The sequence below is a fragment of the Streptomyces sp. NBC_00012 genome (assembly GCF_045040875.1).
GTDB lineage: Bacteria > Actinomycetota > Actinomycetes > Streptomycetales > Streptomycetaceae > Streptomyces.
In genome coordinates, this window is sequence record NZ_CP108309.1 from 5,050,591 (window position 1) to 5,063,147 (window position 12,557).

The 12,557-nt window shown below is 71.4% G+C and carries 11 protein-coding genes; 7 read left to right on the forward strand and 4 right to left on the reverse strand.

What is annotated here, in order from left to right; genetic code table 11:
- Positions 1 to 168: 168 nt before the first annotated feature.
- On the forward strand, positions 169 to 1,734 hold the full coding sequence (locus OHA19_RS23240; RefSeq protein ID WP_405713706.1) for an APC family permease: 1,566 nt from the start codon (positions 169 to 171) through the stop codon (positions 1,732 to 1,734).
- 221 nt (positions 1,735 to 1,955) lie between these two features.
- On the forward strand, positions 1,956 to 3,143 hold the full coding sequence (locus OHA19_RS23245; RefSeq protein ID WP_405751417.1) for a macrolide family glycosyltransferase: 1,188 nt from the start codon (positions 1,956 to 1,958) through the stop codon (positions 3,141 to 3,143).
- A 60-nt stretch (positions 3,144 to 3,203) separates the two neighbouring features.
- On the opposite strand, the gene OHA19_RS23250 is transcribed toward OHA19_RS23245, so the two are convergent.
- Positions 3,204 to 3,854 carry an endonuclease gene (locus OHA19_RS23250; protein ID WP_405713702.1) on the reverse strand — a complete coding sequence of 217 codons (651 nt, stop codon included), beginning with the start codon at positions 3,852 to 3,854 and terminating at the stop codon, positions 3,204 to 3,206.
- Positions 3,851 to 4,420 carry a DNA polymerase ligase N-terminal domain-containing protein gene (locus tag OHA19_RS23255; RefSeq protein WP_405713700.1) on the reverse strand — a complete coding sequence of 190 codons (570 nt, stop codon included), beginning with the start codon at positions 4,418 to 4,420 and terminating at the stop codon, positions 3,851 to 3,853. The genes OHA19_RS23250 and OHA19_RS23255 overlap by 4 nt, the downstream gene beginning before the upstream one ends.
- Before the next feature lie 316 nt (positions 4,421 to 4,736).
- Between OHA19_RS23255 and OHA19_RS23260 the strand changes: the two genes are divergently transcribed.
- Genes OHA19_RS23260 through OHA19_RS23270 form a run of 3 tightly spaced genes read left to right on the forward strand, consistent with a single transcriptional unit; the run spans position 4,737 to position 7,693 of the window.
- The gene (locus tag OHA19_RS23260) at positions 4,737 to 6,026 is read left to right on the forward strand and encodes an MFS transporter (RefSeq protein WP_405713698.1); all 1,290 of its coding nucleotides are present in this window, start codon (positions 4,737 to 4,739) and stop codon (positions 6,024 to 6,026) included.
- Between the two features lie 30 nt (positions 6,027 to 6,056).
- Positions 6,057 to 6,680 carry a TetR/AcrR family transcriptional regulator gene (locus OHA19_RS23265; RefSeq protein WP_405713696.1) on the forward strand — a complete coding sequence of 208 codons (624 nt, stop codon included), beginning with the start codon at positions 6,057 to 6,059 and terminating at the stop codon, positions 6,678 to 6,680.
- Positions 6,677 to 7,693, forward strand: coding sequence for a DMT family transporter (locus OHA19_RS23270; protein WP_405713694.1), 1,017 nt, complete (start codon positions 6,677 to 6,679; stop codon positions 7,691 to 7,693). The genes OHA19_RS23265 and OHA19_RS23270 overlap by 4 nt, the downstream gene beginning before the upstream one ends.
- A gap of 22 nt (positions 7,694 to 7,715) precedes the next feature.
- On the opposite strand, the gene OHA19_RS23275 is transcribed toward OHA19_RS23270, so the two are convergent.
- Positions 7,716 to 8,204, reverse strand: a complete 489-nt coding sequence (locus tag OHA19_RS23275) for a MarR family winged helix-turn-helix transcriptional regulator (protein WP_405713692.1) — start codon at positions 8,202 to 8,204, stop codon at positions 7,716 to 7,718.
- A 43-nt stretch (positions 8,205 to 8,247) separates the two neighbouring features.
- On the reverse strand, positions 8,248 to 9,759 hold the full coding sequence (locus OHA19_RS23280) for a CehA/McbA family metallohydrolase (protein ID WP_405721574.1): 1,512 nt from the start codon (positions 9,757 to 9,759) through the stop codon (positions 8,248 to 8,250).
- 277 nt (positions 9,760 to 10,036) lie between these two features.
- Here OHA19_RS23280 and OHA19_RS23285 point away from each other — a divergent pair, with 277 nt between their 5' ends.
- Both OHA19_RS23285 and OHA19_RS23290 read left to right on the forward strand, forming a co-directional pair.
- The gene (locus tag OHA19_RS23285) at positions 10,037 to 10,882 is read left to right on the forward strand and encodes an LLM class F420-dependent oxidoreductase (RefSeq protein WP_405713690.1); all 846 of its coding nucleotides are present in this window, start codon (positions 10,037 to 10,039) and stop codon (positions 10,880 to 10,882) included.
- A 152-nt stretch (positions 10,883 to 11,034) separates the two neighbouring features.
- Positions 11,035 to 12,516: a peptidoglycan D,D-transpeptidase FtsI family protein gene (locus OHA19_RS23290; protein WP_405713688.1), complete on the forward strand. Its 1,482-nt coding sequence runs from the start codon at positions 11,035 to 11,037 to the stop codon at positions 12,514 to 12,516.
- The last annotated feature ends 41 nt before the right edge of the window (positions 12,517 to 12,557 follow it).

Sequence of the window (12,557 nt, forward strand, 5' to 3'; positions counted from 1 at the left end):
ATTCCCGTACGATGCCGTGATCGAGTCTCGACCTCGCATCGGAAGGTGGAGTCCACGAATGGCCTTCAATTAATCAAGGTCTTTCCGTATTGTTGCCTGGAATTCAAGGTCGAGGCGGCGGAGTCTCATCCTCCGGATGTGGAAATCGCAGCGTTTATCGTCCTTTTCATGACTCAGCTGGACGCGCGGCCACGGGCCGAAGATGCGGCAAGGGGCTCCGCCCCGGCCGACAGCGGGGTGCGCGGCAAGGGCCTCGGCGGGAACTCCGTCGGCCTGATGGGCAGCGCCGTCATCGGCATCTCCACCGTCGCCCCCGTCTACTGCCTCACCTCCACCCTCGGCTCCACCGCGGGCGAGGTCGGCGTGCAGATGCCCGCCGTCTTCCTGGCCGGTTTCCTGCCGATGCTGCTGGTCGCCTTCGCGTACCGCGAGCTCAACAAGGCCATGCCGGACTGCGGTACGTCCTTCACCTGGACGGTCAAGGCGTTCGGCCCGCGCGTCGGCTGGATGTGCGGCTGGGGCCTGGTCATCGCGACGATCATCGTCCTGTCGAACCTGGCGGGCGTCGCCACCTCGTACTTCTGGCTGCTGGCGGGCGAGATCACCGGCAACAGCTCCATCGCAGCCCTGGACGACAGCAAACCCGTCCACATCGTGACCTGTCTGGCCCTGATCGCGGTCGCCACGGCGATCAGCTACCGGGGGATGACGGCCACCAAGGGCCTCCAGTACGCCCTGGTGGGGCTCCAGCTGGTCGTCCTCGCGGTGTTCGTGGCGATGGCCGTGCAGAAGGCGAACAGCGGCGAGTTCGCCTCGTCGCTGGACTTCTCCTGGTCCTGGCTGAATCCGTTCGCCGTGCAGTCCTTCGCCGCGTTCACCGCCGGTCTGTCGCTGTCGATCTTCATGTTCTGGGGCTGGGACGCCTGTCTGACGGCCAACGAGGAGACCACCGGCAGCGAGAAGACCCCCGGGCGGGCGGCCCTCATCGCGATGGTCGTGCTGGTCGGCTCCTACCTGGCCACCGGCGTCGCCGCCCAGATGGCCGTCGGTTCCGGCACCTCCGGTCTGGGCCTCGCCAACCCCGGCACCTCCGACAATGTCTTCGCCGCGCTGGCCGGCCCGGTCATGGGCCCCGGCCTCGGCATCCTGCTCTTCGTCGCCGTTCTCGCCTCGGCCGCCGCGAGCCTGCAGACCACCTTTATCCCGGTGGCCCGCACGGTGCTCGCGATGTCCACGTACGAGGCCCTGCCCGCCTCGTACGCCCGGGTCCACCCGCGCTTCCGGACCCCGGGGAAGGCCACGATCACAGCGGGCGTCGCGACCGGTGTCTTCTACACGGTCATGACCCTGGTCAGCGAGCACGTCCTGGTCGACACGATCTACGCGCTCGGCCTCATGATCTGCTTCTACTACGCGCTGACGGCGTTCGCCTGCGTCTGGTTCTTCCGCGCCGACCTGACCCGCTCCTTCCGCGACCTGGTCTTCAAGGGACTGTTCCCGGGCGTCGGCGGCATCCTGCTCACCGCGGTCTTCGGCAAGACCCTCTACGACATGTGGGACCCGGCCTACGGCTCCGGCTCGGCGGTCTTCGGGGTCGGCTCGGTGTTCGTCATCGGCGTCGGGCTGCTGCTGCTCGGCGTGGTGCTGATGCTGGTGATGCAGCGCCGCAGCCCGTCGTTCTTCCGCGGCGAGGTGCTGACCAAGGAGACCCCGGCGCTGGTCGTGGAGGACTGAGCGGACCGGTGGGGCGTCCCGAAAACCCCGTGCGCGTCGGTACGGGGACGGGTTAGGGTCCCCGGCATGTACTTCATGTATCAGATCTACGGCTGACACGCGGGCGGGGCATGTACCCCGTCCCGCCGCATCCGAGTGCGCCCACGGTGTTTCGCTCCCGTGGCCGGCGCACCGGATCGCTGTGTCCCAATCGCCGCAGAGCTGAGAAGAAGTGATCCTTCATGTCACGTCGCACGTCACGTCACCGTTCCCATGTCGCGATGGTCGGTATCCCCGCCGTCAGCCACGTCCTGCCCAGCCTTGAGGTCGTTCGGGAGCTGGTGGCCCGGGGCCACCGGGTGACCTACGCCAACGACCCGGCGGTGGCCGGCCTGATCGAGGCCACCGGCGCCGATTTCGTCCCCTACTCCTCAGTGCTGCCGGTCGCCGACAACGACTGGCCCGAGGACCCCATCGGAGCGATGGGCGTCTTCCTCGACGACGCGGTCCAGGCGCTCCCGCAGCTGCGCGCCGTCTACGACCGTGACCCCGCGGACCTGTATCTCTACGACATCGGCGCCTACCCCGCGCGCGTCCTCGGCGAGACGCAGGGCCGCCCCCTCCTCCAGCTGTCCCCGACCTACGTGGGCTGGGAGGGGTACGACCAGGAGGTCGCCGCGGCCATGTGGCAGCTGCCGGGCGCCGACGCCTACCTGGCCAGGTTCGCCCGCTGGCTCGCCGACTGCGGGGCGACCACCGCCGATGTGGAGATCTTCTGCGGACCGCCCGCGCGGTCCCTTGCGCTGATCCCGAAGGCGATGCAGCCGCACGCCGACCGGGTCGACACCGGCACGGTCACTTTCGTCGGCCCCTGCTTCGGCACCCGGGCGGACACGGGGGAGTGGACGCGTCCCGCCGATGCCGAGAACGTGCTGCTGGTTTCGCTGGGTTCGGCGTTCACGAGGCGGCCGGAGTTCTACCGCCAGTGCCTGGCCGCCTACGGCGACCTGCCCGGCTGGCACGTCGTGCTCCAGATCGGCAAGTACACGGACCCGTCGGAGCTCGGTGACATCCCGGCCAATGTGGAAGTGCACTCCTGGGTGCCGCAGCTGGCGATCCTGGAACAGGCCGACGCCTTCGTCACCCACGCGGGCATGGGCGGCAGCAGCGAAGGGCTGTTCACCGGCACGCCGATGATCGCCGTTCCCCAGGCCGCCGATCAGTTCATGAACGCCGACCGGCTCGTCGAGCTGGGCGTGGCCCGCCGCATCGACACCGAGCAGGCCACCGGCGAGGCGCTGCGGACCGCACTGACCGATCTGGTCGCGGATCCGGAGGTCGCCAGGCGCTCGGCGGTGCTGCGGGCCGAGGCGCGGGCGGAGGGCGGCACTTCGCGGGCCGCCGACCTCATCGAGGACATGCTGGGCTGACCGGGGGCGCAGGACCGGCGCCCCGGGGCGGAGGGCGGTTCTCAGGGGTGAGAGCCGCCCTCAGGCATGAGACCTGACGTCGTCCACGATGTGCTTGTCGAGTGCGGCGCGCACCAGGGCCGCCGCGAGCACGGCGACCCCGTGCCCGTCCGCCGGCTCCGCCGACTCCACCAGCTTCGCCGGGGAGGCGGGCAGCCCCAGCCGCTCGGCGCCCTGGAGTGCCTTCCCGTCCACGAACGGGGCCACCTCCGGCCACACCGCCTGCACCTCGCGCACGAAGATGTCCGCACCGGCCGGGCCGATTCCCGGGGTGTGCCGCAGCCCGGCCCGCAGGGCGTCCAGGTCGCCGTCGGCCGCCTCGCGCAGGCGCCGCAGATCGCCGCCGTAGTCGTCCAGCAGGAGCTGCGCCCCCTCGCCGAGCTGGGTCGCGGTCCGCTCGTCGTAACGCCGGTAGCCGCCCTCGCCCAGTGCGTCCACCCGCTGCTGCCAGGTCGCCCCGGCCATCCGCTGCGGCGACCGCATGCCGTGGGCGAACAGCGCACGCGCCGCCGACACCGCCACGGAGGCGCGGATGCGGGCGCTCAGCAGATCGCTGAGGACGAGGAGCTGGTACAGCGGCTGCGGGGTGTTCCGCAGCCGGATTCCGGCTTCGGCCGCGTACGTGGTTCCGCAGCGGGCGAGCAGGGCGTCCACGGTGTCGCGGGCGGTCACGGGGGCCCGCCGCCCTCCTCGGCCGCGACCTGGGCCAGGGTGCGGCCGGTGCGGGCCGAGCGTGCCAGGTGCGGGTCCGGCAGGTCGGCGCTCTCCTGGGTGGCCCGTCCGTCCTTGGCCTTGATCAGCAGCCACACCTCTTCGCCCGGCCCGTCGCCGCCCTTGAAGCGGGTGAGTGCGAACTCGCCCTGCAGCTTGGTCCCGTCGAGCCAGAACGTCGCGTGCCCGTCCTCCAGGGACTGCTCGAACGGCACGGGCGCACCCCACCGGTCGTGGCTGAGCGGCCGGTAGGTGCCCTGGTCCCAGACGATCACCGTGTCGTCGCCGTACTCGCCCTTCGCAATGACGCCCTCGAAGGTGCGGTACTCCAGCGGATGGTCCTCGGTGGGGACGGCCAGCCGTCGCACGCGAGGGTTCTCCGACGGGCCGCGCGGCACCGCCCACGACTTCAGTACGCCGCCGACTTCCAGCCGGAAGTCGAAGTGCATGCGCCGCGCCTGATGGATCTGCACGACGAAGCAGGGCGCCGACCCCGTTCGTTCGCCGTTGTCGCCGGTCCTGTCCATCCGGACACCTCCTCCGGCAGCCCCGCCCAGTGCTCCCCTTCCACTGTGACGCTCCTGGTCGCGAAGCGCACCGGGACGGGTTCCGGAGCTGGTCCGGCACTGCTGCGGCGTCGCTCCGGAACCCGTCCAAAGCCGGTCCGTACGCAAGTATCTCGCCATCAAGTATCTTGACATCGAGACTATTTCCCCGGCAGTCTTCGTCCTGCTGTTCAAGATCTCTTGTCCGAGGGGGCGCGTGATGCGGCGAGGCGAAGGGCGAGACGCAGAACGAGGAAAGGGGAGCGGGCGGGGGCGCGGGCCGGGGCTGCTGGCCCAGTTGCGCAATCCGCCGGGCGGCCGCAACGCGCGGATCATGCTGCTCGCCCTGGCGGTGGACCGGACCGGCACGGGGCTGTGGGCCGCGTCCTCGGTCCTGTACCTCACCTTCGTGACGCGACTGAGCGCCCAGCAGATCGGTGTGCTGCTGGGCGTGGCCGGAGTCGCGGGCATCGTTGGATCGCCGCTGGCCGGGCGGCTGGCCGGCCGCTTCCCGGTGCGCTCGCTGCTGATCGGCTGCCATCTGCTCCGGCTGGTGACGCTCGGCCTGGTCCTGGTGTGCACGGGTTTCGACGCGCTGCTCCCCGTCGTCGCCGTGACCTACCTGGGCGACCGGGCCGCGAAGACGCTGGAGATGCTCTTCGCCACCCGCGCCGCGGGCGAGCGCCGCGCCGCGTACCAGGCGCTGTCGCGCAGCGCGGCCAACGCGGGCTACGGCGTCGGCGCGGGGCTCGCGGCCATCGGCCTGGCGGTGGGGACCACGGGCGCCTACCGCGTCCTGATCCTGGGCAACGCGCTCTCGTTCGTCGTCGCCGCGGTGCTGGTGTGGCGTACGGGCGAGGCGGCGGGGAGCGCCGTCGAGGTGGCGCGGTCGGGTGGTGCGGCGGGCGGGGGTGCGGCGCCCGCCGCACCGGTCGCCGGCGGGCGGGCCCCCGTCCGCCGGGCCGGCCCCTGGCGGGACCGCGGCTATCTCGGGTTCGCCCTCCTGGACATCCCGATGAACCTCGATGACTCGGTCCTCGCCGTCGGCCTGCCGCTGTGGCTGGTGAACAGCACCTCCGCGCCGCACGCCCTGGTCCCGGCCTTCCTGGTCATGAACACCGTGCTGGTCGTGGCGCTCCAGTTGAGCGTGTCGAAGCGGGCGGAGGGGCCGCGCGGGGCGACCCGGGCGTTGCTGCTGTACGGAGTCCTGATGTTCGCGTGCTGCGGCTTCCTGGCCGCGGCCACCCTGGGCGGGGCCTGGGTGGCCGTGGCGGCCCTGCTCGCCGCGGCGCTGCTGGTCACGCTGGCGGAGCTGATGCGGTCGGTGAGTTCGTGGGAGCTCGCGGTGCTGCTCGCGCCGCAGGACGCCCGTGCCGCGTATCTGGGGGTGGCCGGGATGTCGCAGTCCATCCAGAAGTCCGCCGGGCCGCCGCTGCTGACCGGTGTGGTGATGGCCGCCGGACCGGTGGGCTGGCTGGTGCTCGGGACGACGGTCGCGGGTCTGGCAGTCGTGCAACGACGGGCCTGCGCCCGGCGGCTCGGCATCGGCTCGCCCCGGACGGGTGCCGCCGCTCTCGTCGTTAGGTAGACTGACCTACCTAATTAGGAGGTGGGCGGCATGGACGGGACAACGGCCGGGGAGAAGCAGCCGGAACAGCGGCCGGTGAAGCGGCGGCGCGGGGCGGCGCGCGGGCGGATTCTCGACGCCGCCGCGCGCCGGTTCTACGCCGACGGCGTGGCGGCGACGGGCATCGACACGATCACGGCCGAGGCCGGCGTCGCGAAGATGAGCCTCTACAACAACTTCGACTCCAAGGCCGATCTGGTCTGCGCCTATCTCCAGGCCAGGCACGAGGAGTGGCTCGGCCTCTACCGGCGGCGCCTGGCCGGTGCGCAGGGGCCGGCGGCGGCCGTGCTGGCCGTCTTCGACGCCTACGCCGACCACGCCGATCTCGCCTACGAGCACGGCTTCCGGGGCTGCGGCCTGCTCAACGCGGCCGCCGAACTGCCCACCGGGCACGAGGGCCGGACCGTGGTCCGCCACCACAAGGAGCAGGTCGAGGGCCTGCTCGCCGCCCACCTCCAGGAGCTGCTGCCCGGCCGCGACGAGCAGGCCCGGTCCGTGGCGGAGCACTTGGCGTTCCTGCTCGAAGGAGCCATCGTGCGCGCGGGGCTCGAAGGCGACGGCACACGCATGCGGCGCGCCCGGGACCTGGCGGCATCCCTGGTGGGCGCCCTGTGACCGGGGCGGCCCGGCACACCACCGGACCCGGCCTCGGCGCACTCGCGGTCCTGCTGGCCTCGGTGCTCTGGGGCACCACGGGCACCGCCGCGACCCTCGCACCCCAGGTGGGCCCGCTGGCGATCGGCGCGGCGGCGATGGGCCTGGGCGGCCTGCTCCAGGCCCTGCTGGCCGGGCGCCGGATCGCACGGGCCCGCACGGAGCTGAGGGCGCAGTGGCGGACCGTGCTCGTCGGGGGAGCGGGCGTGGCGCTGTATCCGCTCGCCTTCTACACCTCCATGCATCTGGCCGGTGTCGCGGTCGGGACGGTCGTGTCCATCGGCTCGGCCCCGCTGGCATCGGCGCTGATCGAGCGGTTCGCGGACGGCCGGAGCCTGTCCCGGAGATGGCTGGCGGGGGCGGCCCTGGGGCTGGCCGGCACGGTGCTGCTCTGTGCGGCCGAGGCCGCCCAGGCCGGTGCCGGAACGGGCACCGGCTCCGCCCGGCAGACCGTCGTCGGTGTGCTGCTCGGGCTGGTCGCGGGCCTGACGTACGCCGTGTACGCGTGGGCGGCGCACCGCCTCATCACCCGCTCGGTCACCTCGCGGGTGGCCATGGGGGTGGTGTTCGGCCTCGGTGGGCTGCTGCTCGTACCGGTGCTGCTGGCCACGGGGGCGCCGCTGGTCGCCTCCTGGACGAACGCGGGCGTCGGGATCTACATGGCGCTGGTGCCGATGTTCACCGGGTACGTCCTGTTCGGCTACGGCCTGTCCCGGATCCCCGTCAGCACCGCGACGACCCTGTCCCTGCTGGAGCCCGCCGTGGCGGCGGTCTTCGCGGTGCTGGTCGTGGGCGAACACCTGCCGGCCCTCGGCTGGACCGGCATCGCGCTGGTCATCGCCTGCCTCGGCGTGCTGACCGCCCCCTCCCGCCGCCTCCGGCAGACAGAAGCGGTGGGAACGGCGGAAGCGCCGGAGCCGGAGCGGGATCCGGATGCGCCGGGGAGCCGCGACAGGGCGGTCATGAACGCCTGACCGGCGACCGGCCTGACCGGCCTCACGGGTCAGGGGTCCGGCTGTGGTGGTCCAGCAGGCGGGTCAGCAGCCGCACGAACTGGTCGCGTTCGGCCGGGTCCAGCGGTGCGAGCAGTTCGTCGTGGAGGTCGTCCAGGACCTTGTCGAGGCGGCGCAGTTGACGGCGCCCCTCCGGGGAGACCGTGATGATGTTGCGGCGCTGGTCGGCTGGGTCCGGCGCCCGTTCGACGAGGTGGCGCCCGGTCAGTTCGTTGAGCACGCCGACCATGTCGCTGCGGTAGATACCGGTGCGCCGACTCAGCGTCGCCTGGCTTGCCGGTCCGTGGTCCTGCAACGAGGCGAGCACCGCGTAATGCCACTTGCGGGCGTCGGCCCCGGCCAGCCCCTCGGTGATCAGCCGGTCCGACCGCGTGGACAGCTGCGACAGCAGCCGGCTCGCCCGCAGGCGCAGTCTGTCGGGCGTCCTGGACGCACCGTCGGCGGGCATGTCTGCGGCTTCGGCTCCGGTCATGCCACCCATCCTACCCATTGCGTTAGTCCCACTAACGATATGCTCAGCGTCCCTCCAGGAACACCGGATTGGTGAGTGCGGCCAGGGCTCCCGGCAGCCCCGGCACCGTCGCCGGATGCCGGACCTCGGCCCGTACGTAGGCGGCGTAGGCCGGAGTCGTGCGCCACTGGACCATCCCGGTGCCCGACTCGGGCAGTGCGGCCGTGAACAGCGTGCCCTGGTCGGTGACGATGTGCGCGGTGCAGCCGGGCGCCCCGGTCACCTCCAGCCGCACGGTGACCGGGGTGTCGTCCCCGTCCACCCGCAGCCGCTCCCCGATCCCCGCGTGCTGCCCGCGTCCGCCCGAGACACCGAAGGAGAGCGTGACGGCGGACGACTCCGCGATGTACGAGTGCCCGGCCCGGATGCCCGCCACGATCGCCTCGCGCGACAGCTCGTCGGCCAGCACGACGGTCTGCGGCAGCCCCACCACGTCCGGCTCCCGGTGGGCATCGCTGTTGCCCATCGCCGCCACCCAGGGCTTCGACCAACGGACGGCGGCCACCAGGGAGTTGTCCCACTCGGCGAGGGCGATCTCGTCCTCCGGGGAGTACGCCCCGTTCCACACCTCCACCGCGTCCGCCTCGCCGAAGCCGAACTTCCAGTGGCAGCCGATGCAGGTGGCGTGCGGGTGGGCGGGCACGACCAGGCCGCCGGCCCGGCGCACGGCCTTCGCGTAGTGCCCGAACCGGTTGTCGCGGGCCCGGTAGCGCCAGTCCACGAACGTGCCCGGGTCGGTGGCCACCGCGAGCACGTGCCCGTTGCGGGTGGTGATCTCCTCGCCGGTGAGGACGAGCAGGTCGTCGCCCCACAGCCCGCCCCACGCCCCGTGCGCGGAGTACGTGTTGTGCTCGCTGCTGTTGATGAAGTCGAGCCCGGCCGCGCGTGCGGCGGCGGCGATCTCGGCGGGGGTGCGCCTGCCGTCCGAGTGCACGGAGTGCAGGTGGCAGTCACCGCGGTACCAGGCCCGCCCGCGCCCCTTCGCGCGCTCCGGCGGATACACCGGCTCCGGCGTCGACCCGGCGGGCCCGAACCGCAGCGTGACCGTCACCTCGTACGGCAGCCCCTCGGGCGCCACGGTGTAGGGGCCGAGCGCGATGTTCCACGTACCGGCCCGCACCGGCCCCGCGATGTAGCCGGGCGTCGCCTCGTCCGCCCGGATGAAGAAGCTGCCGCGCGCCCCGCCGGACCATCCCCGGAACCCGCGCCCGCCGAGGCCGGTGCCGCGTTCGTCGAAGATGCCGATGTCGAGGGCGTTGCCCTGCGTCCCGGCCGGTACGGGAGTCTTCTCGTACGCGTACGAGACGGCGATCTCCCTTACTCCGCGCGGTACTTCGACCGGCAGGTACACGAAGTCCGGCGACCCGGTCGGCAAGGTGCCGCGCACGGTCCTGGTCCGGTCCGTCCCGTCGTTGCCCTCGTTGCCGTCGTTCGAGGTGGTGGCGTCGGCGAAGCTCACAGTGCCCAACGTTAGAGCGGTGGCGGCGGTCCCGACGAGAAGGCCGCGCCTGGCCATCGGCCGGTCGTGAGCGGAGTGCGATCCGGACATGTGAGGGCTCCCCGGGTGTCGTGGGTGGCGAGGAATGACGCGCACCCGAAACCCTGGCGGCCGGCGGTGAACTACGGAAGAACGCCGCGATACCTGAACGGGCCGCCCCCTCGACGCCGCGACTCCCCGATTCCCCGACTCCTCGATTCCCCGATCCCCGGGCTCCCGCGTGCTCGGCTTTCCGTACCGCACGACATACGTTGGGTTCTCGTCCCTCACCGGATCACGACGGAGGTGTCCTCCTATGCGGATCGCCACAACGATCTTCCTCACCGATGAGACGATCACGCCGATGCGGCTCGCCCGCGAACTCGAACAGCGCGGCTTCGGCGGGCTCTACCTGCCCGAGCACACCCACATCCCGGTGAGCAGGGACACCCCCTACCCGGCGGGCGGCGAACTCCCGCCCGAGTACGGCCGCACCCTCGACCCCTTCGTCGCCCTCGCCCAGGCCGCCGCCGTCACCGAACGCCTGACCCTGGGCACCGGCATCACACTGGTCGCCCAGCACGACCCGATCGACCTGGCCAAGCAGATCGCCACCCTCGACCACCTCTCCGGCGGCCGGTTCACGCTGGGCGTCGGCTACGGCTGGAACGTAGAGGAGGCCGCCGACCACGGCGTCGACTGGCCGGTCCGCCGCGATCTGGTCCGCGACCGGATGGCCCAGATGCGCGCCCTGTGGGCGGACGAACCGACCGCGTACGGCGGCGAGTTCGGCTCGGTCCGGGCCAGCCACGCGTACCCGAAGCCGGTCCAGGAGCCGCGCGGTCCGGTGAACGGCCCCCGCACCCTGATCGGCGGCGCGGCGGGCCCGAAGCTGTTCGCCCACATCGCCGAGTACGCCGACGGCTGGCTCCCCATCGGCGGCCGGGGCCTGACCGAGTCCGTCCCGAAGCTCCGCGTGGCCTGGGACGCGGCGGGCCGCGACCGGAAACACCTCCGGATCGTCCCGTACGCGGTGCTTCCGAGCGCAGGCAAGCTGGCGCACTACGCGGACCTGGGCATCGAGGAGATCGTCCTGCAATTGCCCCCGGCGGGCGAGCCGGAAGTGCTGCGGACGCTCGACGGCTACGCCCAGTACCTCTGAACGACCACCGCGCCCGCCGGCACGGCCCCGACCACGATCACGGCGCGGATGGTTGCGGGTGCAACCATTCGCCCGGAATCGGCATCTTTATGAGTTGGAGCGACCGGCAACTGGGCGTCGAATCGTTTTTGTGAGTACGGGAGTGGATCAGGATGAACAGGCCGTTGCGGCGCATAGCTATATTCTGCGGGCTGCTGGTGTTGGCGCTGCTGCTGCGGGCCAACTGGCTCCAGTACTTCCAGAGCGAGCCCCTGGCCACTCATGAGAAGAACCGCCGGGTGAAGATCGCCCAGTTCGCCACCCCGCGCGGCGACATCATCGTCGGCAGCGACGCGATCACCGGTTCCAAGGCCGTCGAAGGAACGGACTTCAAGTACAAGCGGACCTTCAAGCAGGGCCCGATGTACGCCCCGGTCACCGGATACGCCTCCCAGTCGCAGGGCATGTCCCTCCTGGAGAAGACGTACGACAGCATCCTCAGCGGCCAGGACGACCGGTTCGCGTTCCGGCACGCCAAGGACATCATCACCGGCGAGCAGCGGCGCGGCGGTGATGTGATCACCACGATCGACCCGAAGGCGCAGAAGGCCGGCTACAAGGGGCTGACCGACCTCGGCGCGCGGGGCGCGGTCGTCGCGCTGGAGCCGGAGACGGGGAAGGTCCTGGCCCTCGTGTCCACGCCCTCGTACGATCCGTCGGTCTTCGCCGGGAACTCCTTCAAGGAGGGCGACAAGTTCCAGTCGCTCGTCAACGCCAAGAGCAAGCCACTGGCCAACCGTCCGCTGCGGGAGACCTTCCCGCCCGGCTCGACGTTCAAGATCCTCACGGCGGCCGCGGCCCTGGAGAACGGCGTCGTCACCGATGTCGACGCGCGGTCCGATGCCGTCTCCCCGTACCCACTGCCGCTCTCCACGAACAGGATCGGCAGCGAGGCCGGTGACGCGGTGTGCAACAAGGCGTCCATGAAGACCGCGATGCAGTACTCCTGCAACAACGTCTTCCTCGACGCGGCGTCCAAGGTCGGCGCCGAGAAGATGCGGGAGACCGCGGAGAAGTTCGGCTTCAACGCCGATGTCTACTCCGAGGAGTTCGGCGACATGCTCGCCACCAAGAGCCTCTACCCGAGCGAACTGGACAAGCCCGGGACCGCGCTGACGGGCATGGGGCAGGGCAGTCTCACCAGCACCCCGATGCAGATGGCGATGGTGACGGCCGCCCTCGCCAACGACGGCAAGCTGATGCAGCCGTACATCGTCGACGAGCTGCGCGGCCCCGACCTGTCGGTCCTGGAGAAGAACGAGCCGAAGCTCATGAGCCAGGCCGTGTCCGAGGAGACGGCCAAGAAGGTCCAGGAAATGATGGAGTTCACGGCCAAGGAGGGCAGCGCCAAGCGCGCCCTGATCGACGGCGTCACGGTCGGCGGCAAGACCGGCACGGCGCAGCGCGGTGTCAATGTGAACGACAAGGTGCCGTACGGCTGGTTCGTCTCGTACGGCAAGTCCGGCGACAAGTCGGTGGCGGTCGCGGTGTTCATCGACCCGACGGCCATGGACATCTCCCGGTCCGACATCTCCGGTGGCCGGCTGGGCGCGCCGATCGCGAAGAGCGTGATGAAGGCCGTGCTGGGCAAGTAGCCCGCGCCCGAACGTCAGCGGACGTCAGCGGGCGACACCGG

Bases quoted from the DNA above. Each gene is read 5' to 3' on its own strand.
- OHA19_RS23280 (WP_405721574.1), bottom strand. From the start codon at position 9,759: ATGGCCAGGCGCGGCCTTCTCGTCGGGACCGCCGCCACCGCTCTAACG.
- OHA19_RS23265 (WP_405713696.1), top strand. From the start codon at position 6,057: ATGGACGGGACAACGGCCGGGGAGAAGCAGCCGGAACAGCGGCCGGTG.
- OHA19_RS23255 (WP_405713700.1), bottom strand. From the start codon at position 4,420: ATGGACAGGACCGGCGACAACGGCGAACGAACGGGGTCGGCGCCCTGC.
- OHA19_RS23240 (WP_405713706.1), top strand. From the start codon at position 169: ATGACTCAGCTGGACGCGCGGCCACGGGCCGAAGATGCGGCAAGGGGC.
- OHA19_RS23245 (WP_405751417.1), top strand. From the start codon at position 1,956: ATGTCACGTCGCACGTCACGTCACCGTTCCCATGTCGCGATGGTCGGT.
- OHA19_RS23290 (WP_405713688.1), top strand. From the start codon at position 11,035: ATGAACAGGCCGTTGCGGCGCATAGCTATATTCTGCGGGCTGCTGGTG.
- OHA19_RS23285 (WP_405713690.1), top strand. From the start codon at position 10,037: ATGCGGATCGCCACAACGATCTTCCTCACCGATGAGACGATCACGCCG.
- OHA19_RS23275 (WP_405713692.1), bottom strand. From the start codon at position 8,204: ATGACCGGAGCCGAAGCCGCAGACATGCCCGCCGACGGTGCGTCCAGG.